This window comes from Streptomyces sp. NBC_01255 (assembly GCF_036226445.1).
Lineage (GTDB): Bacteria > Actinomycetota > Actinomycetes > Streptomycetales > Streptomycetaceae > Streptomyces.
Genome location: NZ_CP108474.1, coordinates 6,238,293 through 6,262,208 on the forward strand (window position 1 = coordinate 6,238,293; position 23,916 = coordinate 6,262,208).

Genomic DNA, 23,916 nt, shown 5'->3' on the forward strand with positions numbered 1-23,916 from the left:
CGGAGAGCGCGAGGCCGCCGCACCTCCCTCACACGCTCCCGGCGCGTGGGCCCGACGCATAGGCCAGAGGCGGCGCGATCGCCTGGACGTCCGCCTGCTCCGCCACCCACAGTCCGATGAACAGCGCGGCGGTCGCCTCCAGCAGTCCGGCCCGGTCGAGGCCGCCCGCGGCCACCGGCTCGCAGCCCGTGTCCCGCACCAGCTCGTCCACCCGTGCGCGTGCCGCCTCGTCGTCCCCGCAGACCGGAACGGCCAGGGGTCGGCCGTCGAAAACCGGCGGGGTCATCCGCCACACGTCCTCGTGGCAGAGGTTGAACGCCTTGACGACGTGTGCGCCGGGTGCCGCCGAGGCCAGTCGGCGCGCCGCCGAGGGGCCGCCCTCCGTCAGGAGACGGAAGCCGGGCCCGACCGGATTGGTGCAGTCGAGCAGGACCTTCCCGTCCAGCGGCGCCCGGAGCTCCCCGACGACCTCCGCGCCCGCCTCGTACGGCAGCGCGGCGAGCACCACCTCGCCGAAGGCGGCCGCCGCCCGCAGGCTCCCGTGCCCCGCGCCGCCCCCGATGCGCGCCGCGAGCCGCCGGGCCTTCCGCTCGTCCCGGCCTCCGACCAGCACCTCGTGGCCGGCGCGCGCCCAGTGCGTGCCCAGCGCGTCCGCCATGTTCCCCGTTCCCAGCACGCCGATCTTCAACGATCCGTTCCTCTCGTGTCGGTCCCAACGGCCTTCGGGACGACACTAGGAAGCCCGTCAGGCACCATTCAGTACGTGACGACCGACGCCTATCTCGCCGACTGCCGTGCCCGCCTCGCCTTCGACCTTCTCTCCAACACCTGGAACGCGGTGCTGATCTGGGTCCTGCGGGACGGTCCCGGACGCCCCGGCCAACTGCGCGAGCGCATCGGCGGCATCAGCCCGAAGGTCCTGACCGAGACGCTGCGGCGGCTGGAGTTCAACGGGCTGGTGGAACGGAAGGCCTATGCCGAGGCGCCGCCCCGGGTCGAGTACGAACTCACCGCCCTTGGAAGGTCGTTGCTCGACCCGATCGAGGCGTTCGGGGCCTGGGCCTTCGAGCACGGCGACGAGGTCATGGCCGCCCAGGAACGACACGGCGGGTGAACTCGCCTCAGGCGAGGACCTCGATCCTCCACTGGGGGTCGCGGTCGTCCGTCCGGGCGAACACGCGCTTGGGGAGCAGTGAGCGGTCCTCGAAGAGGTCGCGGCCGAGCGCGAAGCCGTTCTGGTCGATGGCGTAGATCCCGTCCCGGAGGTCGTCGAGGCGGGTGACCGTGGTGGCGCCGTCCTCGTCGACGCGCTGGAGGCGCCAGACGGAGGCGGGGGAGTCGTCGGGCCGGACGACGACCGGGGCCCGCTCGCCGCCCTCGGCGACGACGGTGTCCTCCGTGCCCTTCACAGTGAACCGGAACCCGCCGTCCTCCGGGCTCACGGCCCACTCGGCGGCATGCTGCCGTTCGATGAGCAGGCCCACCAGGTGTCCGTCCAGGACGCCGACCGGGGCCTCCTTCGCGTACAGCTTCACGACCTTGACGATGTCCGACATCGAGCCTCCTGTGCTGAGTGCGGCAGTTGTCCCGATCCTGCCCGGCCGGACGTGGCGCGGGCCAGTGAACACGCAGGTGCGTCCGAGCGACAGACGGCCCGCGCACGGCCGTGGTCCTCGGGGCGGGCGGGGCGTCGGGTGTACGGGTAGGGGCATGACGATCCCCGTGAGCCACCTCACCGACCCGACCGTGCGTGCCTTCGTCACGGCTCTCAACGCCAACGACGAGCAGGCCCTCCACGGGCTCCTGACCCCCGACGCGACCATGACCGACGACGGCTCCGACCGCGATCTCCGCGAGTGGCTCGACCGGGAGGTCTTCTCCTCCCGCGGGCACATGGGCGTCGAGTCGGAGGCGGACGACGGGCGGGTGCTCGTCGCCACCTACCGCAACGACACCTGGGGCGAGATGCGGACCAAGTGGCAGTTCACCGTCGAGGGAGGGAAGATCTCCCGCTTCGAGACCGGCCAGGCGTAACCCCCCCACCCGGCCGTCGGCCGGGGTGCTAGGGCCTGTCCGACACCGCCTAGCCCCGGCCGATGTACGGCATCGCCGTCGCCATCACCGTCGCGAACTGGACGTTCGCCTCCAGCGGCAGCGCCGCCATGTGCACCACCGTCGCCGCGACGTCCGCCGCGTCCATCACCGGCTCCGCTGCCAGCTGCCCGTCGGCCTGGAGGATGCCGGTCTGCATGCGGGCCGTCATCTCGGTGGCCGCGTTGCCGATGTCGAGCTGGCCGCAGGCGATCCGGTACGGGCGCCCGTCGAGCGACAGTGACTTCGTCAGGCCCGTCATGGCGTGCTTCGTCGCCGTGTACGCGATCGAGTGCGGGCGCGGCACGTGCGCGGAGATCGAGCCGTTGTTGATGATCCGGCCGCCCTGCGGGTCCTGCTCCTTCATGGCCCGGAAGGCCGCCTGAGCGCAGAGGAACGCGCCCGTCAGGTTGACGTCGACGACCGCGCGCCAGGTCTCCGGGTCCAGGTCCTCGACGGGAACGCCGCCGCCCGCGAACGTACCGGCGTTGTTGAAGAGCAGGTCGACCCGTCCGTACCGGTCCCGTACGGCCGCGAAGAGCGCCGCGACCTCCGCCGCCGAGGTCACGTCCGTCGGGACCGTCAGGAAGTCGCCCGCCGGGAGAGCCGCGGCGGTCTCCTCCAGGGCCGTGGCCCTGCGGCCGGCCAGGGCCACCGACCAGCCGGCCTCCGCGAGGGCCAGTGCCACGCTCCGGCCGATGCCCGATCCCGCTCCCGTCACCACTGCGATGCTCATGGGCGCGCAGCGTACGCGAGACGCGTGCCCCATGAACTCATCCGTCCGACACGTGGATGTTCTGTACCCGACAACGCGGCGTCGTCCTGCCCTCCTCGAATGACGGAAGCACACCATCCGTCCGGGGAGGGGCACATGGATCACATACAGGGCCGCGCGCAGGGTCATTCCGAGGAACTCCGCGCCGCCGCACGCCACTTCGGCCGCCGCCGGTTCCTCACCGTCACCGGGGCCGCCGCCGCGCTCGCCTTCGCCACCCAGCTGCCCGCCGCCGGCGCGGCGGCCGCCGCCGAGCTCGACGGCCGGCGCGTCACCGAGGACCCGTTCACCCTGGGGGTGGCATCCGGCGACCCGCTGCCCGGCTCCGTCCTGCTCTGGACCCGGCTCGCACCCCGCCCCTTCGAGCCCGGCGGCGGCCTGCCCGCGTCGCGCGTCTCCGTCCACTGGGAGATCGCCCGCGACGAGCGCTTCACCCGGACCGTCCGGCGCGGCCGGGTCACCGCGCATCCGGAGTTCAGCCACACCGTCCACGTCGAGGTCGACCACCTCGACCCCGGCCGCGTCTTCTTCTACCGCTTCCGCGTCGGCGACTGGACCAGCCCCGTCGGCCGCACCCGCACCGCCCCGTCGCCCGTCGCCCGGAACTCCGGGTTGAAGCTCGCCGCCGTCTCCTGCCAGGCCTACCACGACGGGTACTTCACGCCCTACCGCCACCTCGCGCAGGAGGACGTCGACGTCGTCTTCCACCTCGGCGACTACCTGTACGAGTACGCCGTCAACGCCACCGGCGGCGCCCGCGCCTACACCGACCGCACCCTCCCGGCCGTCTTCAACCGCGAGACGATCACCCTGGAGGACTACCGGCTGCGCTACGGGCTCTACAAGTCGGACCCCGACCTGCGCGCCGCGCACGCCGCCCACCCCTTCGTCGTCACCTGGGACGACCACGAGACCGAGAACAACTACGCGGGCGGCACCCCCGAGAACGGCGTCCCGCCGGAGGAGTTCCTGCTCCGCCGCGCCGCCGCCTACCGCGCCTACTGGGAACACCAGCCGCTGCGCCGCCCCCAGCAGCCGGAGGGCCCGGACATGCGGCTCTACCGGCGGCTGCGGTTCGGGCGCCTCGCGCAGTTCGACATCCTCGACACCCGCCAGTACCGCTCCGACCAGGCGTACGGGGACGGCTGGCAGGTCCCGGGCCCCGAGTCCGAGAACCCGGCCCGCACGATGACCGGCGCCGCGCAGGAGCGGTGGCTGCTCGACGGCTGGCGCTCCGCCCGCACCCGCTGGAACGTCCTGCCGCAGCAGGTCGTGTTCGCCGAGCGCCGCGACCGCCCCACCGCCGACTTCAAGCTCTCCATGGACTCCTGGGACGGCTACCCCGCCTCCCGGCAGCGGATCCTCGCGGGGGCGGAGGCCGCCGGCGTCGAGAACCTCATGGTGCTCACCGGCGACGTCCACGTCGGGTACGGCCTCGACATCAAGGCCGACTTCCGCGACCCGGCCTCCCGGACCCTCGGCACCGAGATCGTCGCCACCTCGATCAGCAGCGGCAAGGACGGCGCCGACCGGCCGGCCAACTACGACAAGCTCACCCAGGCCAACCCGCACATGCGGTTCTACAACGGGCGGCGCGGCTATGTGACGGTGGCGCTCGACGAGGACGGCGCCCGCGCCGACTTCCGTACGGTCCCGTACGTCACGACCCCGGGCGCCCCCGTCACCACCGCCGCCTCCTATGTGACGGAGGCGGGCAACCCGGGCCTCACACCCGCGTAGCCGCCACCTCGGAGGGATAGCGGACGCCGACGCGCTCCCGTACGGCGTCGAGCGTCCGCATCACCGCGAGCGAACCGTCCAGCGGCACGAGCGCCGACTCCGTCGCGCCCGCCCGCAGGCAGCGCATCACCTCGGCGGCCTCGTGCCGGAGCGAGTGCGGGTCGTCCTCGTTGACGAACTCCTCCGGCTCGTGGCCCTCCCGGTGCAGCGTGAACCGCTCGGGGAAGAAGAAGCCGCGCGGCACGTCGATCCGGCCGAGCGTGCCCGTCACGGACGCCGTCAGAGGGGTGTCCGCGACGAGCGAGCAGGACAGCAGCGCCGAGGCGCCCGAGTCCCAGCCCAGCAGCATCCCCGTGTTCAGGTCGACGCCCTCCGGCGAGATCAGCGCGTGCGCCTGGACGGTGTCCGGCTCGCCGAGCAGCAGCTGCGCGAACGACACCGGGTACACCCCCAGGTCGAGCAGCGCCCCGCCGCCCACCGCCGGGTCCCGCAGCCGGTGGTCGGCCGCGAAGGGGCCCTGGAGCCCGAAGTCCGCCTGTACGGTCCTGACCTCGCCGATCGCCCCGTCCCGCACGAGTTCCGCGAGCCGCCGGATCAGAGGGTTGCAGTACATCCACATGGCCTCCATCAGGAAGAGGCCGCGGTCCCGGGAGAGGGTGACCAATTCCTCCGCCTCGCGGGCGTTGAGCGTGAGAGCCTTCTCGCAGAGCACCGCCTTTCCCGCCTCCAGGGCGCGGCCGGCCGCCTCCCGGTGCGCGTGGTGCGGCGTCGCCACGTACACGACGTCGACGTCCTCGTCGGCGAAGAGCCCCGCCCACTCGCCGTACGCCCGCGGGATCCCGAACCGGTCCGCGAAGGCCTTCGCGGACGCCTCCGTACGGGACGCCACCGCGACGACCTCGGCGCCTTCGAGCGTCAGCAGGTCCGCCGTGAAGCGTTCCGCGATGCCGCCCGTCGCCAGGATTCCCCAGCGAACCGTTTCCTTCATGTTCCCCACCCGTCCCCACCTGTCCCACAGAGGTCTCGACCATGCCGATCGAGCTGAGAGCATAGGCAAGGATTCAACGAAATGGAGCAGTCGATGCCGGAGAGCGGCCAGAAAACAACACAAGGGCACATAACCGAGAGCGCTCCGGTCGCTCCGGCCGCCGGCGGCGTCCCCGCCGCCCGGAGCGTGGGACTGCTCGTCACCCTCGTCCTGGGCGGGCTCACCGCCCTGCCGCCGCTCTCCATGGACATGTACCTGCCGGCGCTGCCGGAGGTCACCGGAGCGCTCCACGCACCGGCCGCCACCGTCCAGCTCACGCTCACCGCCTGCCTCGCCGGCATGGCCCTCGGCCAGCTCGTCGTCGGCCCCATGAGCGACAAGTGGGGCCGCCGCCGCCCGCTGCTCGTCGGCATGGTCGTGTACGTCCTCGCCACCGCCGTCTGCGCCCTCGCGCCCACCGCCGAACTCCTCATCGGCTTCCGGCTGCTCCAGGGCCTCGCGGGCGCCGCCGGCATCGTCATCGCCCGCGCCGTCGTCCGCGACCTCTACGACGGCGTCGAGATGGCCCGCTTCTTCTCCACCCTGATGCTGATCTCCGGCGCCGCCCCGATCGTCGCGCCCCTCATCGGCGGCCAGATCCTCCGGGTCACCGACTGGCGGGGCGTCTTCCACGTCCTCACCGTCATCGGCATCCTGCTCACCCTCGTCGTCTGGCGCTTCCTCGGCGAGACGCTCCCGCCCGAGCGGCGCCACGAGGGCGGCGTCGGCGACGCACTGCGCACCATGCGCGGACTCCTCGCCGACCGGGTCTTCACCGGCTACATGCTGACCGGCGGGCTCGCCTTCGCGGCCCTCTTCGCGTACATCTCGGCCTCGCCGTTCGTCGTCCAGGAGATCTACGGGGCCTCGCCGCAGACCTTCAGCCTGCTCTTCGGCGTCAACTCGATCGGCCTCGTCATCGTCGGCCAGATCAACGGCAAGCTCCTCGTCGGCCGCGTCCGCCTCGACAAGGTGCTCGGCTGGGGCGTCGGGACCATCCTGCTCGCCTCCCTCGCCCTGCTCCTCATGACGGCCGGCGTCTTCGGCGAGGTCGGGCTCGTGCCGATCGCCGCCGGACTCTTCGTCCTCATGTCCGCGATGGGCCTGGCCCTGCCCAACACCAACGCCCAGGCCCTCATGCGGACCCCGCACGCGGCCGGCTCCGCCTCCGCGCTCCTCGGCACCTCGTCGTTCCTCGTCGGCGCCGTCGCCTCCCCGCTCGTCGGCATCGCGGGCGAGCACACGGCCGTCCCGATGGCCGTCGTCCAGCTCACCTGCGCCGCCCTGTCCCTGGCCTGCTTCCTGGGCCTGTGCCGCCCGTGGCAGTCGGGCAGGACGGCCACGGGCATCTGACAGGACGGCGCTCGCGCGGGGAGGCCGGGCGGGTCAGTACCCGCGGCTCCCCATCTGGCCGAGGGCCTGGACCTGGCTGGCCTGGACCGTGACGGCGTGCTGCACGTTCTCGGGCAGGACGTCGAGCGCGACGATGTGCGCCACGACGGTGCCGAGGCGCATGACCACGACGTCGACGTCGACCTCGTCGTCCCGGACCGCCTCGGTCTCGTCGGCATGGGATTCCACGGTCTTCTGCTGCCAGCGGCCGCCGGACTTGGCATCCGCCTTGCGCCACCGGTCCACCTGGCCCTTCATCGCCGTCTTCGCCTGCTCGGCCGTTTCGAACGAGAAGAGCCGGAACTCCACGCGGGTGTCGGACGAGTCGCTCCGCTCCTCCATGTCTTTCCCCGCGACGGCGACGAGACCGGCGCAGGAGATGCCTTCCTCCTTGGCGCAGTACTCGGCGGCCTCGGCCTCCTGGGCCAGGAAGGGATCGCCCCCGACCATGACGTCGCCCACCTGGGACTCGATCGGGAGCGCGTGCATCAGCGAGGTCGGGTCCAGCTCGATGGGGGGCTGCGTCGGATCCCCCGCCCCCTGGAGGTTCTCCCCGGGAGCGCCCGACGCCTTCCCGCTCCCGGCGGCCGGGACGCTCTCCTCGCATCCTGTCAGCGCCAGCACCAACGCCGCTGCCACGGCAGCCCCCCGTACGGCACCCTTCACATGAACTCCTCTTGAAGCGATCGCGACCGAAAAAGTTGGCATGAACACCCAACATCATCAACGGCCGATCGACCAACTCCCGTGCCCCGCCGGGCCCCTCGCGACCAGGGCACACGCCGGAACCGGCGGCGGGATGCGGCCCCCTGGGGGCCCTAGAATGTCGCGGTGAACGCCCCCGCCTCCCCTCCCTCCGCCGAGTCCCTGCGCGCCGCCCTCGCCGGGCTCCTCGACGGGCTGCCGCCCACCCAGGCGGCCAAGGCCGTCGAGCGGCTGATCGCCAACTACCGGGGCACCACCCCGACGGACGCCCCCGTGCTGCGCGACCGCTCCGACGTCGCCGCGTATGCCGCGTACCGGATGCCGGCGACCTTCGAGGCGGTACGGGGCGTCCTCGACGCCCTGCGGGACGCCGCGCCCGACTGGGCGCCCGCCACGCACACCGACGTCGGCGGCGGCACCGGCGCGGCGAGCTGGGCCGTCGCCGAGGCCTGGGGCGAGGCACCGCCCCGGACCACCGTCCTCGACTGGGCCGAGCCCGCCCTCGCGCTCGGCCGCGAGCTGGCGGCCGGCGCCCTCGACGCCGAATGGCGGCGCGAGCGGATCGGCACCGCGCTGAAGCTCGCGGACACCGACCTCGTCACCGTCTCGTACGTCCTCAAGGAACTCACCGCGCCCGACCGCACGGCGCTCGTGACCGAGGCGGCGCGCGCCGCGCGGGCGGTCGTGATCGTCGAGCCCGGCACCCCCGACGGCTACGAGCGGATCATCGCCGCCCGCACCCTGCTGATCGACGCCGGATTCACCGTCGCCGCGCCCTGCCCGCACAGCGGGGCCTGCCCGATCGTGCCGGGCACCGACTGGTGCCACTTCTCGGCCCGCGTGAGCAGGTCCTCGCTGCACCGCCAGGTGAAGGGCGGCTCCCTGCCGTACGAGGACGAGAAGTACAGCTACGTCGCGGCCACCAGGTTCCCGGTGACCCCGGTCGTCTCCCGCGTCACCCGCAGGCCGCAGATCCGCAAGGGCCTCGTCCAGCTCGACCTGTGCGGCCCCGACGGGCTCGCCCGGGAGACGGTCACCAAGCGCCACGGGCCCCTGTACAAGCAGGCCCGCAACGCCGAGTGGGGCGACTCCTGGCCGCCGGAGACCGACTGAGCGCCAGGGGCTCTAGAGCCGGAGCTCCTGCGTGCAGCACTTCACGCTGCCGCCGCCCTTGAGGAGCTCGCCCAGGTCCATCCCGACCGGCTCGAAGCCCCGCTCCCGCAGCGGCTCGAAGAGGCCCACCGCCGCCTGCGGCAGCAGCACGTGCAGACCGTCGCTCACCGCGTTCAGCCCGAGCGCCGCCGCGTCCTCGTCCGTCGCGATCAGCGCGTCCGGGAAGAGCCGGGCGAGCACCGCGCGACTGCCCGGCGAGAAGGCGGCCGGGTAGTACATGACCTCGTCCCGGGCGTCGTCCAGGACGCACAGCGCCGTGTCCAGGTGGTAATAGCGCGGGTCCACCAGGTCCAGACCGATCACCGGCCGGCCGAAGAACTCCTGCGCCTCCCCGTGGGAGAGCGGGCTGGCGCGGAAACCGCGCCCCGCGAGGATCCACGAGGCGGTGACGGCGAAGTCGCCCTCGCCCTCGTTGACGTGCTCCGGGAGCCGGAGCACGTCACCGGGCCAACCGTTCCTGCGGAACCAGGACAGGTGCGCGGCGGCCTCGTCGGCCCGCTCGGCATGGGCGAACTTCGCGCCGAGGACCCGGCCGTCGACGACGGTGGCGCCGTTCGCCGCGAAGACCATGTCCGGCAGCGCCGGGTCGGGAGCCAGGAGCTCCACGGTGTGGCCCAGCGCACGGTAGCGGTCGCGCAGGTCCTCCCACTGGGCGAGGGCCAGCGGCAGGTCGACCGGTTTCGTGGGGTCCATCCAGGGATTGATCGAGTACGTCACCGTGAAGTGCGTGGGTGGGCACATCAGGTAACGGCGGGGCGAGGACGTGCGCGGAGTGGGGCGCAATGTGGGCTCCTCACGAACGGGCGGACGGAAGAACCGAAGATCGGTGGACCCATGGTCCGCCCTGGGCGCGTCCCGCGCAGTGGACCGTTCGGGTGGTTCGCACGTCCCACCCGCACCACCACCCCGCACACCCCGTTTCCGCACCCCGGTTCCACACTCCGGTCACCCGAGGCGCAGGATGGTGGGACCATGGGCAGAGCCGAACGGGCGAGCATGAGCTGTGAGGGGATAGATGGGCGACGGCATCGGCCGCTACCGCGGCACGGAGAGCAAACTCGCACAGTGGCTGCGCAGGCGCCCGAAACGCACCGCGGCCGACGACGAGAACGACCGCGAGAAGCTGCTCCTGGCCACCGCCGCCGCCGGGCTGCCCCTCGCCCCCGCCGCGTATCCCGTCGGCTACAGCTGTTCCTGTGAGCGGATCGGCTGTCCCACCCCCGCCCGGCACCCCGTCTCCTTCGCGTGGCAGACCCAGTCGACCACCGACCGCGCCCAGATCGAGCGCTGGGCGCGGAACGAGCCCGAGGCGAACTTCGTCACCGCCACCGGCATGGTCCACGACGTCCTCGACGTGCCGATGGCCGCCGGCCGCGCCGCCCTGGAGCGGCTGCTCGCCGAGGGCGTCGAGGTCGGACCGGTCGCCGAGTCCGCCGACGTCGACACGGTCGGCGGGCGCATGCTCTTCTTCACCGCCACCCGCGGCACCCCCGAGGACGAGGACGAGTGGTGGCCCTGTGAGCTCGACTGCCACCCGGAGACGATGGACGAGCACCCGGGGCTGCGCTGGCACTGCCGCGGCAGCTACGTCCTCGTACCGCCGGCCCGGCTGCCCGGGGACGAGGACGCCCATCCGGTGGTCGCCTGGCTTCGCGGACCCGAGCACCCGCTGCCGGACCCGCTGAACCTCCTGGAGACCCTCCAGGACGCCTGCGCGCGCCACGCGGCCGCGCGGGAGGCGGAGAGCGACGGGGAGCACACGGCCCACGAGATCGCCTGGCCGCTGACCCGCTGACCCGCTGACCCGCTGACCCTCCGAGCCCCCGTCCGCAGAGCCCCCGACCCGCCGAGCCCCCGTCCGCAGAGCCTCCGACCCGCCGAGTCCCCGGCCTGTCGCGCGGGACCGGCTACGAGCCCTCCGCGCCCACGACGCCCTGGAGCCGGCCCGCGATCGTGACGCCGTCGCGGTCCGTGCCCGCCGGCTTCACCAGGACCGCCAGGTTCGACACCCACTCCTTGGTGACGGTGTTCTTCACCTCGCCGGTCAGCAGCGCCTTGACGTCCGGGCCGACCTTCGGCCGGTAGCCCTGCGCCGCCGTCTGCCGCTCGAAGTACCGGGTCGCGAAGAAGACGAACGCGCCGCCGTCCTTCGTCCGCAGCCCCAGCGGGGCGAAGTCGCCCTGGTCCGCGACGCGGTCGATGTACTGGGTGGCGAGCCCCGGCCGCTTCGCGGTCTTCTGCCGCTGCTCGCGCCACAGCGAGGTGTGCGGCCCCGCCGCGTACGGCCCCGGCTTCCCCTCCTGCAGATACGCCACGTACTCCGCCCCGAGGTCGCCGGGCGCGACCGCGAGGGCGTCGGTGTCCGCGGCGACCGGCACCGCGTACCCCTCCTCCTCGGCGAACTCGGGCACCGCCTGCGCGCTGAGGACCACCAGGTGGGCGACCTCCCACAGCTCGTCGGGTCCGTTGCGTACGAAGGCGAGGACCCAGCGCTGGTCGGCGCGGCCCTCGTCTACGTCGTGGTTCGAGTCGGTGTCCGCGACGAACCAGCGCGGCCAGCCCGCCTTGCGGGGCACGACGAACCGCGCGTCGCTCAGTTCGAGGGCCCGGTGGTCCGGGTTGCCGCCGGGGCTCGTGACCGCCCGCGAGCGCAGGCCCGCCTGGTTGATCGCCCCGAGCGGACCGGTGACCCGGTCCGAGTCGAGCGCGGGGTCGTTGGCCTTGTCGGCCCGGTTGTACGCGGCGGTGAAGTCGGCGAGGGCCTGCGAGGCCTCGGACGTCGTCACCGCCGGAAGCAGCGCCGTCTCACCGTGGACCGTCACGCAGCCGCTCGCGGTCAGCGCCAGCACGGTCGTCGCCGCGGTGGCCGCCAGCGCCCTCACCGGTCGCGCCGCGAAGCGCTCAACCGGTCGTCTCGGCGCTCGCCTCAGCCTCAGCCTTCTCATCGGTCGCCTTCTGCTTCTCCACCCGCACGGACGGACCCGACCCTATCGGGGCCAGGAACAGCGCGAGCGTCGGGATCAGATACAGCGCCCACACCGTGACCTGAAGGACCGTCGGGTCCGGCTGGAAGTTGAACACGCCCTTGAGGAGCGTGCCGTACCAGCTGTCCGGCGGGATCGTCGCCGAGACGTCGAAGGCCTTGTTCGCGAGGCCGTCGAGGAAGCGCGCCTCCTGGAGGTCGTGCACGCCGTAGGCGAGGACGCCCGCCGCCACCACGACCAGCATCCCGCCGGTCCAGGTGAAGAACTTCGCCAGGTTGATCCGCACCGCGCCCCGGTAGAACAGCCAGCCCAGCAGTACCGCCGTGAGCAGGCCGAGGACGACACCGGCCAGCGGCGCGTACGAACCGTCGGAGGAGGCCCGGACCGACGCCCACACGAAGAGCGCCGTCTCCAGGCCCTCGCGCCCCACCGCCAGGAACGCGGTCGCGACCAGCGCGCCCGTACCCATCTGAAGGGCCGCGTCAAGGCGTCCGTGCAGCTCGGCCCTCAGATGCCGGGCCGTGCGCCGCATCCAGAAGACCATCCAGGTCACCAGGACGACCGCGACGATCGACAGCGTGCCGCCGAGCAGCTCCTGCGCCTCGAAGGTCAGCTCCTGGGAGCCGAACTCGAGGCCCGCGCCGAAGGCCAGCGCCACCCCCACGGCCACACCGATGCCGATCCAGATCGGCTTCAGCGCGTCCCTGCGCCCGGTCTTCACCAGGTACGCGATGAGGATGCAGACGACGAGGCTCGCCTCCAGGCCCTCGCGCAGGCCGATCAGATAGTTACCGAACACGTCGGTTCCCTCCCGGGGTTGCGTGGAGCGTCACGAGAACAGCGCCCGGCCCCACCAGTCGTCCTTGCCCCGGACGCCCGGCGGGATCGCGAACAGCGCCGAACCCACGTGCTGGATGTACTCGTTGAGGGCGTCGGCGCGGCCGAGCGAGGTCTGTACGGGGATGAAACCGGTCCGGACGTCCTTCTGGTACGCGAGGAAGAACAGGCCCGCCTCCAACCGGCCGAGGCCGTCCGTGCCGTCCGTGAAGGAGTAGCCGCGCCGCAGGATCGTCGCCCCGGCGTTGGTGTCCGGATGCGCGAGCCGGACGTGCGAGTCCGGCTTCATCGCCTTCAGGAACGGCTCGTCGTGTTCCTTGGCCTTGCCGACCGGGGCGCCCTCGCGCTTGTCGCGGCCGAAGATGTCCTCCTGCTCGCCCAGCGGGGTGCGGTCCCAGGTCTCGACGTTCATGCGGATGCGGCGGGCCACGAGGTACGAGCCGCCGTCCATCCACGCCGCCGGACCCTCGGCGTCCTTGCCGGAGACCCACACGTGCTTCGCGAGCCGCTCGGTCTCGGTGCCCGCGATGTTGCGGGTGCCGTCCTTGAAGCCGAAGAGGTTCCGCGGGGTCTGGGCGTCCGGGGTCGTCGAGGACGTCTTGCCGAAGCCCAGCTGCGACCAGCGCACCGCGACCTTGCCGAAACCGATCCGCGCGAGGTTCCGGATGGCGTGCACGGCGACCTGCGGGTCGTCCGCGCACGCCTGGACGCAGAGGTCGCCGCCGCTGCGCGCCGGATCCAGGTTGTCGCCAGGGAACTTGGGCAGCTCCACCAAGGCCCCGGGCCGCTTGTCCTTCAGCCCGAAACGCCCGTCGAAGAGCGTGGGGCCGAAGCCGATCGTGAGGGTGAGACGGGACGGCTTGAGGCCGAGGGCCTCGCCCGTGTCGTCCGGCGGCGCCTCCGCCAGCCCGCCGTACGCGCCGTCGCCGACCTCGGCGCCGGCCGTCATGCGCTCGGCGGCCCGCGTCCAGTCCTTGAGGAGCTGGACCAGCTCCGCGCGGTCCGTCGTCTTCACGTCGAAGGCGGCGAAGTGCAGCCGGTCCTGGACGGCGGTGGCGATACCGGCCTGGTGCGCGCCGTGGAACGGCACGGCGGCGCCGGAGTCGGCGACGGGCGCGATGCCGTCCCCGCCCCGGGCCAGGGCCGCGGCCCCGCCCGCCGCGGCGGCACCGAGCGCGAGCCCGGCACCGCCCCAGCCGATGACCGTACGGCGGGAGGTGCCCCGCACCGGGAGATCCTGCTCCTCGGACATGTCCTCTGCTCCTTTCCCGCTACTTGACGACGGCGGCGGCGAGCTTGGAGAGCGGCTCGGCCAGCGCGTTGACGCCGTCCGACAGCTCCTTGCGCTCGGCCGGGCCGACCTTCTCGTACGAGGTGAAGACGTAGCTCGTCTTGTCCGTGCGGTACTTGTCGAGCAGCGTGTTCAGCGCGGCGAACTGCTTGTCGAGTTCGGCGACGAGCTTCGGGTCGTTCTTCGTGGCGACCGGCTTGAGCAGGTCGAAGGACTTCTGCGCGCCCTCGACGTTCGCCTTGAAGTCGACGAGGTCGGTGTGGGAGTAGCGCTCCTCCTCGCCGGTGACCTTGCCGGTGGCGACCTCGTCCAGGAGCTCCTTGGCGCCGTTGGCCATCGAGGTCGGGGTGATCTCGGCCTTGCCGACGCGCTTCACCCAGTCCGCGAGGTCCTTGTCCAGGGTGTCCGCGAGCTGCTTCTCGGCGGCGCCGAGCTTCTTGTCCTTCCAGAGCGCCTTCTCCAGGCGGTGCCAGCCGGTCCAGTCCTTCGCCGGGTCCTGGCCCTCCTCCAGGCCGTCCTCGCGGACGTCGACCTTGGGGTCGATGTCGCCGAAGGACTCGGCGACGGGCTCGGTGCGCTCCCAGCCGATACGGGACTCGGCGTACGCCTTCTTCGCGGCGTCCATGTCACCGGCGCGGACGGCGTCGGTGAAGACCTTCACCTTGGGGAGGGTCGCGTCGGCCTGCGCCTGGACGTACTGGCGGTAGGCGGCGACGGCGGCGTCCATCTCCGGGGAGCGCTCGGCGGTCGCGGCACCGGCGCCGGTGAGCGTGACCTGCTGGCGGATGCCGTCGCCGACCATGCCGGGCTTGCAGGCGATCGTGTAGGTGCCGGCCTTGATCTCGGCGGTGATCGTGGCCTTGGTGCCGGGGCCGATGTTCTCGCGCTCGGTGACGATCCGGTCGTCCGGGTGGAGGACGTAGACCTCGGTGACCTTGGAGCCGCGGTTCTCGACGGCGAGCGTCACGTGACCGGCCGGGAACTCCTTCTTCGACACCTCGCAGGAGTCGTCCTTGGCGATCACGGTGACCGCGCCGTCCGCTCCCTTGGCGTCGCTCTTCTCGGCGCAGCCCGTGACGGCGGTCAGGGCGGCCGCGGTCGCGGCGGCGGTGACGACGGAGAGGCGGACGGCTCGCATGGGGACTCCAGGAACGCGGGGGCAAGGGGTGGGACGCGCGGTGAAGCGGGGTGAGGCGGACCTAACTTAACCGAGGCTTACCTCAGTCATACCCGCTCGTTCGGTGATTCGTATCTCAGCTCCGGCAGACCGGACACAGGCGAGTCACAGGCTCCTCATGGAGTCCTCATGCCAGGGTCAAGGACCAGTCAAGGCGGGTGAATTGTCCGTTTGTGGGTCAGGAGTCCGTACGGACCGGTACGACGAGGGGGACCCCGGTCCGCGGGTGCGGGAAGACCTCCACCGGCTGCCGGTAGACCCGGCTCAGGACCTCCGCGTCGAGCACCTCGGACGGCGGGCCGTCCGCCTCGATCCGGCCGCCGTGCAGCACCGCGACCCGGTCCGCGTGGGCGGCGGCGAGCCCCAGGTCGTGCAGCACGACGACCACCGCGTCCCCGGCCGCGGCGCGCTCCCGGCAGACCCGGAGCACCAGCTCCTGGTGGCGCAGGTCGAGCGCGGCGGTCGGCTCGTCGAGCAGCAGGAGCCCGGTCCGCTGGGCCAGGACGCGGGCCAGGGCGACCCGGGCCCGCTCGCCGCCCGACAGCGCGGAGAACGGCCGCCCGGCGAAGGCCTCGACCTCGGTCGCGGCCATCGCGAGAGCGACGGCCGCCTCGTCCTCGTCCTCCCGCTCGGTCCCAACCCAGGGCGCCCTTCCCATCCGGACGACCTCGGCGACGGGGAAGGGGAAGGAGAGCGCGGCGGCCTGCGGCAGCACCGCCCGGCGCAGGGCGAGTTCACCGGCCGACCAGTCACCGGCGGGCCGCCCCCCGATCCGTATCTCCCCGTCGCTCGGGGCGAGATCGGCGGCGAGCGCGGCGAGCAGCGTCGACTTGCCGGCGCCGTTGGGTCCCACCAGGGCCAGGACCTCCCCGGCCCGCACCCCGATCCCGACGCCGTCGAGCACCGCCCGGCCGCCGAGCGAGACCCGCAGCCCGAGCGCCTCGGCGACGAGCTCGCCGCGCGCGGCGGGGGAGGGGAGGGCGCGCGTGCTCCGGCTCGGAAGCAGAGCCTTCCAGCGTACGGATGCCATGGACGTCATGCCCAACCACCTTGCCGACGACGGGTCCTGCGCAGCAGCCAGAAGAAGAAGGGGCTGCCGAGGAGGGCGGTGAGGACGCCCAGGGGGAGTTCGGCCGGGGCCGCGACCGTCCGGGCCGCCAGATCGCCGGCCGCGAGGACGACCGCGCCGCCCAGCGCGCTGCCCGGCACCAGGAACCGGTGACCGGGGCCGTTCGCCATCCGCAGCAGGTGCGGGACGAGCAGGCCGACGAACGTGATGATCCCGGCGACCGCGACCGCCGCCGCGGTGAGCAGCGCCACCACCAGGATCAGCGCGATCCGCAGCCGCTCCACGTCCACGCCCAGGTGCCGGGCGGGCCGTTCGCCGAGTGCGAGCAGGTCGAGCCGGCGGGAGTGGAAGGGGGCGACGGCCAGGCCGAGGAGCGCGCAGGGCAGCACGGCGAGGACCTTGGGCCAGGTGGCCTGGGCGAGCGAGCCGAGCTGCCAGAAGGTGATCTGGGTGATCTGCGCGTTGTCGGCGAAGAAGATGAAGAGGCCGATCAGCGCGCCCGCGAAGGCGTTCACCGCGATGCCGGTGAGGATCAGGGTCACCACCTCCGTACGGCCGCCCGAGCGGGACATCGCGTACACGAGGAACACGGTCGCCAGGCCGGCGACGAACGCGCAGACGGTCACCGTCCAGTTCCCGAGGAAGGTCAGTCCGAGCGCGATCGCGCCGACCGCGCCGACGGCCGCGCCCGCCGAGATGCCGATGACGCCCGGCTCGGCGAGGGGGTTGCCGAACACGCCCTGCATGAGGGCGCCCGCGCAGCCGAGCGAGGCGCCGACGAGGACGGCGAGGACGACCCGGGGGAGCCGGATGTTCCACAGGACGCTCTCGGCCGTGCGGTCGAGCGCGTGCCCGCCGAGCCCGATCCGGTGCTGGACGGAGGCGAGGACGTCGCCGAGCGGGATCTCGTACGCCCCGATCCCCGCGGAGAGGAGGGAGAGGAGGAGCAGGACGGCGAGGAGGGAGCCGGTGAGGACGGCGGACCGGCCGCGCCGCGGACGCGGGCCCGCCGCGGGAACCTCCTTCTCCGCCTTCTCCGTCCTGTCGGTCTTCTCCGTGTGCGGCGGGGAATCCTGGAGCGCCGTCACTTCTCCTCCCCGTACAACTGGCCGACGAGGGACTTCAGGACCTGGTCGGTGCGCGGGCCGTAGTTGAGGAGCACGCCGTCGTCGACGGTGACGACCCGCTTGGCGGCGCCGGCCGGGGTCTGCGCGACGCCCGGGATCTTCACCAGGCCGTCGATCCCGCCGACCGAGGCGAGCCCCTTGCTCATGACGAGGATCGCGTCGGGCGCGGCCTGCGCCAGGGCCTCGCTGGTGATGGGGGTGAAGTCCTTCTTCAGCCCGGACTCCTTGCCCGCGTCGACCGCGCCGGCCGCTTCGAGCAGGGAGCTCGCGCCGGACTCGGCGCCGCCGAGCAGATAGACGGCGGCCGAGCCGCGGACGTAGAGGAAGGCCACCCGCGGCTTCTCCTCGCGGGCCGGGATCCCCTTCCGGACGGCGTCGATCCGCTCCTGGGTGCGCTCCTTGAGCGCGGTGCCGGAGTCGCGTACGCCGAGGGCGGCGGCGACCGCGGCGATGCGGGTGCCGACGTCCGCGAGGTCCTTGGCGGGCTTCACGACGACGAGGGGGATGCCCGCGTCCCGGATCTGGGCGACGGCCTCGGCCGGTCCGGTGGTGGACTCGGCGAGGACGACGGTCGGCCGTAGCGAGAGCACGCTCTCGGCGGAGACGTCATGGGCGCGGGTCACCACCGGGAGCTTCGCGGCCTGTTCGAAGGTGGCGGTGATGTCGCGGGCGACGACCTTCCCGCCGAGACCGAGGGTGAAGACGATCTCGTTGAGGGAACCGCTGAGCGGCACGATCCGCTCGGTGGAGGCGACGGTGACGGTGCGCCCGTCCGCCGAGGGGACGGTGACGGGCAGTCGGGGCCCGGCCGGGTCGGCGAGCGGCTCGACCCGGTCGGGAGCTGTGGCGGCCTTGGTGGAGGCCGGGGCGCCCGTACCGGCGCTTCCGTCGCCGCTTCCGTCACCGCAGCCGGTCGCCGCGAGGGCGAGGGCGAGCACTGCTGTCAGCGCTCCCGCGAGGCGAGTTCTGCGCACCGGACACCGTCCTGTCAGTCGTTCTGTGGCGTTCTGTTGCGTTCTGCCGTGCTCTCGGGGCGGAGGGGTTCCGGCCGAGGCTCGATATAGCTTAGGTTAGCCTTACCTCACTTGCTAGCCCTCGGAGGGGTTCCATGCTGCTGTCCAGACCCGCCCGCGCGCTCGCCGTGAGCCTCTTCACGGCCCTGCTCGCCGCCCTGATCCCGGCCTCCGCCGCCCACGCGGAGAGCCGCACGGTGCAGGGCGGACGACTCGACTGGGCCATCAAGTCCTCCTTCCAGGGCTACGTCACCGGGCCCATCGCGCACGGCAGTTGGGGACTCACCGGCGGCGCCGCCACGGTCGGCGGCAGCCAGTTCCGCTTCCACTCCGCGCAGGGCTCGTACGACCCCGGGACCGGCGCCTTCGAGGCGGCCTTCGCCGGCGGCGTCCACTTCACGGGCCACCGGAAGACGGACGGCACGAACGAGCTGGACCTCACCATCAGCCGCCCCCGCGTCGTCATTCAGGGCGGCCGCGGCACCCTCTACGCCGACATGGCGAGCAAGGCCAAGGGCAGCGGCCGCATGAGCGTCACGGCCCAGGTGCCGCTGGCCGACCTGAACCTCGGCGGCATCGACATGCGCGGCGGCGGCAGCCCCGTCGCCCTCGACGGCGTGCCCGCCACGCTCACCACGCAGGGCGCGGCGGCCTTCGCCGGCTACTACCCGGCCGGTACACAGCTCGACCCCGTCAGCCTCACCGTCGACGTCCGGGCCCCGAAGCAGGCCACGCCGAGCACGGCGCCGACCACCGCTCCGCCGGCCGCCGAGCCGACTGCCAAGCCCTCCACGAGCCCGTCGTCCACGGCGACTTCCCCCAGCGCACCTGCGAGCACCAGCACCATCAGGACCGCCGCGGTCGACTGGGGCGTCCGCCGCACCTTCCGCGAGTACGTCACCGGTGCCATCGCCCAGGGCAAGTGGACCCTCGCCGACGGAGCCCAGGACGGCGGTGCGCTCTTCCGCTTCCCGAGCGGCAAGGGCACGTACGACGCGAAGAAGCAGACCCTCGACGCGGCCTTCGCGGGCAGCGTCCGCTTCACCGGCGCCCACCTCGACCTCACGCTCGCCAAGGTCACCGCGAAGGTGACCGGCGGCAAGGGCACGCTGGCCGCCGACGTCACCAGCGCCGGGACCACCACGAAGGCCGTCCCCCTGGTCACCTTCACCGCCCCGGACTTCACCCCGGAGAACGGCCTCGCCGCCGTCACCGAGGCCCCCGCCACCCTCACCGAGGGCGGCGCCAAGGCCTTTGGCGGTATGTACAAGGCGGGGACCGCGATGGACCCCGTGTCGCTCGCCGTCACGGTCGACGCCACGGCGAAGCTGCCCGCGCTCCCGGACCTCGGCAGTGGGGTCACGTCCTCCTCCGCCCCGACGCAAGGGCCGGTCCCGTCCGCCTCGTCCGTCCCCTCCCCGGCAGCGGCCTCGACGGCCTCCACCGGCACGTACGTCGCGATCGGCGCGGGCGTGTTCCTCGCCGCCGCGCTCGCGGTCTTCGTCGCCGTACGCCGTCGCCGTCCCGGCACCGACACCTCCACGGACTGACCCCCACGCCCCGCCCCGCGCGCACCCCCCTGCGCCGCCCCCGCGCACCACCTAGGAGACCCCCGACATGGCCACCCCCTTGCGCCGATCCGTCACCCTGGCCGCCGCCACGGCCGCCGCCCTCGGCACGGGCGCCGTCGCCCTCGCGCTGCCCGCCTCGGCGGCCGACGCCCCGCCGCCCCCGATGACGCTGAGCGACGGCACCCTGGACTGGGGCATCAAGCAGTCCTTCCGCTCGTACCTCGCGCAGCCCTTCGCGCACGGGAAGACCACGGTCGAGGGAGGCGCCAAGCAGGCCGCGAACAACGGCGTCTTCACCTTCGGCGAAGGCACCGGCACCTACGACACGGTCACCCACGGCACCGCCAACTCCTTCAAGGGCGGCGTCCGCTTCGAGGCCCACTCGGGCGCGCTCGACATCCGGATCTCGGACGTCAAGCTGACGACGAAGGGCACGGCGGCGCCGACCGGCGAGATCACCGCGGACGTCGTCACCAAGGAGAAGGACGGCAGCGTCAGCACCCGCGACGACGTCTCCTTCGCCGCGCTCGACATGACCGGCGTCCGGCCTGCCCAGGGCGCCGGCGGCGCCATGGTGTTCAAGGACATACCGGCGAAGCTGACGAAGGGCGGCGCGGAGGCCTTCGCGGGCTTCTACAAGGAGGGCGACCAGCTCGACGCGGCCACGCTCACCGTGAAGGCGGGCGCCCGTCCGACGACCCCGCCGCCGACCACCGAGCCCCCGACCACGCTGCCCCCGACCACCGAGCCCCCGACGACCCCGCCCGTCACACCGACGACGACGGCTCCGACGTCCCCCGCGCCCACCACCACCGCCCCGACGTCCCCGGCCCCCACCACGACGGCCCCGACGTCCCCGGCCCCGACGACCACCGCCCCCACCACCGCGCCCGCGACGCAGCCGCCGACCGACCCCGCCGGCGTCGTCGACGGCAGGCTGACCTGGGGCGTCAAGCAGAGCTGGCAGCGGTACGTCGGCGAGATGTGCGGCGGCTCCGTCACCGCCTCCGGCGGCGCCGTGAAGCGGGGCTCCGCCTACGACTTCGGCTTCGTCAAGGCCGACCTCGACGCCGACGCCCGCAAGGCCGAGGCCGCGTTCTCCGGCAAGCTCGCCTTCGTCTGCAACGCGCACGGCATCGAATGGACCGTCGCCGACCTGAAGGTCAAGGCGACCGGCACCACCGGCACCCTCACCGCCGACGTCACCAGCGCCACCGGCACGAAGAACGACGTGGCGCTGGTCGACCTGGACCTGTCCAAGGCCGACTGGACCGTGACCAAGGGGCTCGTCACCCTCGCCGACATCCCGGCGAAGCTCACCGCGGCGGGCTCCGCCACGTTCAGCGCCCCGGGCGGCCAGGGCGGCTACCCGGCGGGCACCGAGATGGACCCGGTGACCGTGACCCTCGCGGCCGACAAGGACGCCTCGCTGCCCTCGACCACCGGCGGCTCCTCCACGACGGGCGGCTCCGGCACCACCGGCACCACCGGCGGTTCGGGTTCGGCCGGCGGCTCGTCCACCACGGGCGGCGGCGGGACCGTCGGCGGTTCCGGCACCGTCGGCGGCGCGGGCACCGTCGGAGGCTCGTCCACGACGGGCGGCTCCGGCGCCCTCGCCGCCACCGGCTCGGGCACCCCGACCGGCCTCCTCCTCGCCGCCTCCGGCCTGATCGCCGGCGCGGGCGCGGCCGTCGTCATCGCCGTCCGCCGCCGCGCGATGGAGTCCTGACCGACACCCCCTCTACCGCCACCCCCCAACAGGCAGGGCCGCACCTGATCATCGGGTGCGGCCCTGCCGTCCGTCAGGCCCTGGCTAGCGGGCGCCCCAGCCCAGATCGACCGGGCTGCTGGCGCCCAGGCCGTCGACGCGGCCCGGGTAGAGCCGGGCCGTGCCGTCCTCCCAGACGGCGAGGACGTCCGGCAGTCCGTCTCCGGTCAGGTCGCCGACACCGGCCATGGTCCGCACGATGCCCCAGCCGGTCGACACCTCCTTGCGAGCGCCGAGCCCCCCGGACGTGTTGCCCGGGTACAGCCACAGCTTTCCGCCGTCGTCCACCGCGAGGACGTCCGGCCGGGCGTCGCCGGTCAGATCGCCCGCGCCCGTCACCAGGCGCATGGTGTTCCAGCTCGTCCCGATCCTGTGACTCGTACCGAGACCGCCCGGCCGGCCCTCATAGAGGTAGGCGTCACCGTTCGCCCAGATCGCCATGAGATCCGGGTGCGCGTCGCCGGTCATGTTGCCGACCCCCGTCATCCGCGTCACGACGCCCCAGCCGGTGGCCGAGACCGACGTACGGCTGCCGAGACCGTCGGCGGCGCCCGGGTAGAGCCACAGGGCCCCGCCGTCGTCCACGGCGAGGACGTCCGGCCGGGGGCCGGTGTCGAGGTTGCCGACACCGGCCACGAGGCGCATGGAGTCCCAGCTGGTGCCGATGGACGAGCGGGCGGCCACACCCCCCGCGGCCCCGGGATACAGGACGAGGTTGCCGCTGCCGATGCCCGCGCCCGCCGAAGCCTTCGGCCGGATCGCGATCACGTCCGGCAGGGCGGAGCCGGTCAGGCTCCCGCCGAGGCCGGTGAGGGAGCGCACCGGCAGTTCGGGCCTGGGCCATCGGATGTGGAAGACGGTCAGGTTCCCCGGGGCCTCGTTGACGGTCCACAGCTCGTCGGTCGCGGGCCAGTACGAGACGTTCTCGTTGTTGACGCCGGTACGGGTCCACAGCCGCACGGGCTCACCGGGCCAGGCGTGGTACAGGCAGCTGGGGATGTTCGCCCCACCCTCGACGAACTCGGGGCACGGCGCGGAGACGACGAACCGGCCCCGGTTCATCGCGATGCCCTGCGCCCCACTGACGGTGGAGGTGTAGGCGTCGGACGGTCGGGCCCTCTCGACCTCGACCACGGGGTCCTGGCCGGTCTGCTCCTTCACCGTCCGGGGCAGTCCCGTGGCGTCCAGCGGCCAGCGCAGGATCACCCCCGGGTCCAGGAACCGCTGCTGCTGCTTTTCCTGCACCCCGTTCAACTCGACGGTGACGAGGGCCGGCTCGGGGCCGCTCAGGTCGAGCGAGGCGCCGGTGAAGCACGGCGGCGCGGGGGTGGCCGCGTAGGTGCCGCAACTGCCGGGCGTGTAGTCCGCGTACCGGAACTCGTCGAGCTGCGGCAGCGCGTACTCGTACCCCGGGGTGTAGTACGTGCCGTTCGAGACGCCGAAGGCGGTGCCGCCCGCGTTGGTGTCCCAGAACCGGGTGAGGTCGAAGAGCGCCATGCCGGCGCCGGTGGAGACGTACAGACGGTTCTTGTACCAGGTCACCGAGTGGGCGTGGCCGGTCAGCGCGGTGTAGCCCGTGGCGGTCGGCTTCACGAGTGCGACATGCCGGTACGTGACCTGCGCGGGATCGGTCACGTCCGCGAAGGTGACCCGGATCGCCCCTCCGGCCGCCTTCGGGTACCAACTGGTGACCACGATCCGCCGCTGGCCCACGAGCGCGGCGTTCTCCGGTGCCTCGCCGGAGCCCGTGAGGCCCTGGGCGACATGGGTGTACCCCGTGGCCACGTCGTCGGCCGCGTCCCAGCAGAAGCCCTGTGCGCCCGCCGCGTTGGTCGCGTGGCACAGGGGGCGTCCGGTCCGGTTCAGACCGTTCAGCACGGTGCCGATGCCGACCTTCGGCACCCCGCTCGTGCCGTTCTCGACCGCGGCCGCGTCCCGCGCGTAGTGCGTCGTCCCGTCCGTCTCCGTCAGACGCGCCGACCAGCGTGCGTCGACCGGCCGGTTCACGATCGTCGCGGCGACGACCTCGCCGTTCGGTACGGTCGCCGCCGCTGCCTGCTGCGGCACCAGACCGACGAGCAACAACCCCGCCGCCAGCACTCCCGTGACGTGACCGCCACGACCCCACCTGGGCATGACAAAGCCCCCCTCCGTGGTGCTCCCCGACGGAACACGC

22 protein-coding genes are annotated in these 23,916 nt (G+C 73.0%); 8 read left to right on the plus strand and 14 right to left on the minus strand.

The annotated features are described in order from the left end of the window. Window positions 1-28 precede the first annotated feature (28 nt). Window positions 29-688, minus strand: a complete 660-nt coding sequence (locus OG357_RS28265; protein WP_329623827.1) for an NADPH-dependent F420 reductase — start codon at window positions 686-688, stop codon at window positions 29-31. 75 nt (window positions 689-763) lie between these two features. Here OG357_RS28265 and OG357_RS28270 point away from each other — a divergent pair, with 75 nt between their 5' ends. Further along, window positions 764-1,114: a winged helix-turn-helix transcriptional regulator gene (locus OG357_RS28270; RefSeq protein ID WP_329623828.1), complete on the plus strand. Its 351-nt coding sequence runs from the start codon at window positions 764-766 to the stop codon at window positions 1,112-1,114. A gap of 7 nt (window positions 1,115-1,121) precedes the next feature. On the opposite strand, the gene OG357_RS28275 is transcribed toward OG357_RS28270, so the two are convergent. Then, entirely contained in the window at window positions 1,122-1,556 is a 435-nt protein-coding gene (locus tag OG357_RS28275) for a hypothetical protein (RefSeq protein WP_329623829.1), read from the minus strand. Window positions 1,557-1,710: 154 nt separating this feature from the next. Between OG357_RS28275 and OG357_RS28280 the strand changes: the two genes are divergently transcribed. Further along, a complete protein-coding gene (locus OG357_RS28280) occupies window positions 1,711-2,034 on the plus strand; it encodes a nuclear transport factor 2 family protein (protein WP_329623830.1) in 324 nt (107 codons plus the stop codon). A gap of 49 nt (window positions 2,035-2,083) precedes the next feature. Here OG357_RS28280 and OG357_RS28285 read toward each other — a convergent pair whose 3' ends face one another. Further along, window positions 2,084-2,860 carry an SDR family oxidoreductase gene (locus tag OG357_RS28285; RefSeq protein ID WP_329623831.1) on the minus strand — a complete coding sequence of 259 codons (777 nt, stop codon included), beginning with the start codon at window positions 2,858-2,860 and terminating at the stop codon, window positions 2,084-2,086. Between the two features lie 102 nt (window positions 2,861-2,962). On the opposite strand from OG357_RS28285, the gene OG357_RS28290 reads away from it, so the two are divergent. After that, window positions 2,963-4,606, plus strand: a complete 1,644-nt coding sequence (locus OG357_RS28290; RefSeq protein ID WP_329623832.1) for an alkaline phosphatase D family protein — start codon at window positions 2,963-2,965, stop codon at window positions 4,604-4,606. On the opposite strand, the gene OG357_RS28295 is transcribed toward OG357_RS28290, so the two are convergent. Then, complete coding sequence (locus OG357_RS28295; protein WP_329623833.1) at window positions 4,593-5,594, minus strand: Gfo/Idh/MocA family protein; 1,002 nt, start codon at window positions 5,592-5,594, stop codon at window positions 4,593-4,595. The genes OG357_RS28290 and OG357_RS28295 overlap by 14 nt on opposite strands. Before the next feature lie 81 nt (window positions 5,595-5,675). Here OG357_RS28295 and OG357_RS28300 point away from each other — a divergent pair, with 81 nt between their 5' ends. Continuing rightward, window positions 5,676-6,986, plus strand: coding sequence for a multidrug effflux MFS transporter (locus OG357_RS28300; RefSeq protein ID WP_443066745.1), 1,311 nt, complete (start codon window positions 5,676-5,678; stop codon window positions 6,984-6,986). 33 nt (window positions 6,987-7,019) lie between these two features. On the opposite strand, the gene OG357_RS28305 is transcribed toward OG357_RS28300, so the two are convergent. After that, window positions 7,020-7,664 carry a hypothetical protein gene (locus tag OG357_RS28305; protein ID WP_329623834.1) on the minus strand — a complete coding sequence of 215 codons (645 nt, stop codon included), beginning with the start codon at window positions 7,662-7,664 and terminating at the stop codon, window positions 7,020-7,022. Between the two features lie 192 nt (window positions 7,665-7,856). Here OG357_RS28305 and OG357_RS28310 point away from each other — a divergent pair, with 192 nt between their 5' ends. Then, window positions 7,857-8,843 (plus strand): small ribosomal subunit Rsm22 family protein, encoded by a 987-nt coding sequence (locus OG357_RS28310; protein ID WP_329623835.1) that lies wholly within the window; start codon window positions 7,857-7,859, stop codon window positions 8,841-8,843. Window positions 8,844-8,855: 12 nt separating this feature from the next. Here OG357_RS28310 and ddaH read toward each other — a convergent pair whose 3' ends face one another. Then, entirely contained in the window at window positions 8,856-9,686 is an 831-nt protein-coding gene (gene ddaH, locus OG357_RS28315) for a dimethylargininase (protein WP_443066746.1), read from the minus strand. A 232-nt stretch (window positions 9,687-9,918) separates the two neighbouring features. On the opposite strand from ddaH, the gene OG357_RS28320 reads away from it, so the two are divergent. Further along, window positions 9,919-10,698 (plus strand): bifunctional DNA primase/polymerase, encoded by a 780-nt coding sequence (locus OG357_RS28320; protein ID WP_329623836.1) that lies wholly within the window; start codon window positions 9,919-9,921, stop codon window positions 10,696-10,698. Between the two features lie 112 nt (window positions 10,699-10,810). Here the strand turns inward: OG357_RS28320 and OG357_RS28325 are convergent, their stop codons facing one another. The 7 genes from OG357_RS28325 to OG357_RS28355 form a co-directional block, all read right to left on the minus strand. Further along, window positions 10,811-11,848 (minus strand): hypothetical protein, encoded by a 1,038-nt coding sequence (locus OG357_RS28325; protein WP_329623837.1) that lies wholly within the window; start codon window positions 11,846-11,848, stop codon window positions 10,811-10,813. Next, a complete protein-coding gene (gene efeU, locus OG357_RS28330) occupies window positions 11,805-12,686 on the minus strand; it encodes an iron uptake transporter permease EfeU (protein WP_329623838.1) in 882 nt (293 codons plus the stop codon). The genes OG357_RS28325 and efeU overlap by 44 nt, the downstream gene beginning before the upstream one ends. A gap of 30 nt (window positions 12,687-12,716) precedes the next feature. Next, complete coding sequence (gene efeB / locus OG357_RS28335; protein WP_329623839.1) at window positions 12,717-13,976, minus strand: iron uptake transporter deferrochelatase/peroxidase subunit; 1,260 nt, start codon at window positions 13,974-13,976, stop codon at window positions 12,717-12,719. A gap of 19 nt (window positions 13,977-13,995) precedes the next feature. Beyond that, on the minus strand, window positions 13,996-15,153 hold the full coding sequence (gene efeO / locus OG357_RS28340; protein WP_329623840.1) for an iron uptake system protein EfeO: 1,158 nt from the start codon (window positions 15,151-15,153) through the stop codon (window positions 13,996-13,998). A gap of 217 nt (window positions 15,154-15,370) precedes the next feature. Next, window positions 15,371-16,231, minus strand: a complete 861-nt coding sequence (locus OG357_RS28345) for a heme ABC transporter ATP-binding protein (RefSeq protein ID WP_443066747.1) — start codon at window positions 16,229-16,231, stop codon at window positions 15,371-15,373. After that, window positions 16,228-17,349: a FecCD family ABC transporter permease gene (locus tag OG357_RS28350; protein WP_329623841.1), complete on the minus strand. Its 1,122-nt coding sequence runs from the start codon at window positions 17,347-17,349 to the stop codon at window positions 16,228-16,230. The genes OG357_RS28345 and OG357_RS28350 overlap by 4 nt, the downstream gene beginning before the upstream one ends. Next, window positions 17,346-18,362, minus strand: a complete 1,017-nt coding sequence (locus OG357_RS28355; protein ID WP_329623842.1) for a heme/hemin ABC transporter substrate-binding protein — start codon at window positions 18,360-18,362, stop codon at window positions 17,346-17,348. Before OG357_RS28355 ends, OG357_RS28350 begins: the two co-directional genes overlap by 4 nt. Window positions 18,363-18,496: 134 nt before the next feature. Here OG357_RS28355 and OG357_RS28360 point away from each other — a divergent pair, with 134 nt between their 5' ends. Together OG357_RS28360 and OG357_RS28365 are read left to right on the plus strand one after the other, a co-directional pair. Further along, complete coding sequence (locus OG357_RS28360; protein ID WP_329623843.1) at window positions 18,497-19,951, plus strand: HtaA domain-containing protein; 1,455 nt, start codon at window positions 18,497-18,499, stop codon at window positions 19,949-19,951. 67 nt (window positions 19,952-20,018) lie between these two features. Continuing rightward, window positions 20,019-21,701: an HtaA domain-containing protein gene (locus tag OG357_RS28365; protein WP_329623844.1), complete on the plus strand. Its 1,683-nt coding sequence runs from the start codon at window positions 20,019-20,021 to the stop codon at window positions 21,699-21,701. Between the two features lie 84 nt (window positions 21,702-21,785). On the opposite strand, the gene OG357_RS28370 is transcribed toward OG357_RS28365, so the two are convergent. Then, a complete protein-coding gene (locus OG357_RS28370) occupies window positions 21,786-23,876 on the minus strand; it encodes an FG-GAP repeat domain-containing protein (protein WP_329623845.1) in 2,091 nt (696 codons plus the stop codon). Window positions 23,877-23,916: the final 40 nt, after the last annotated feature.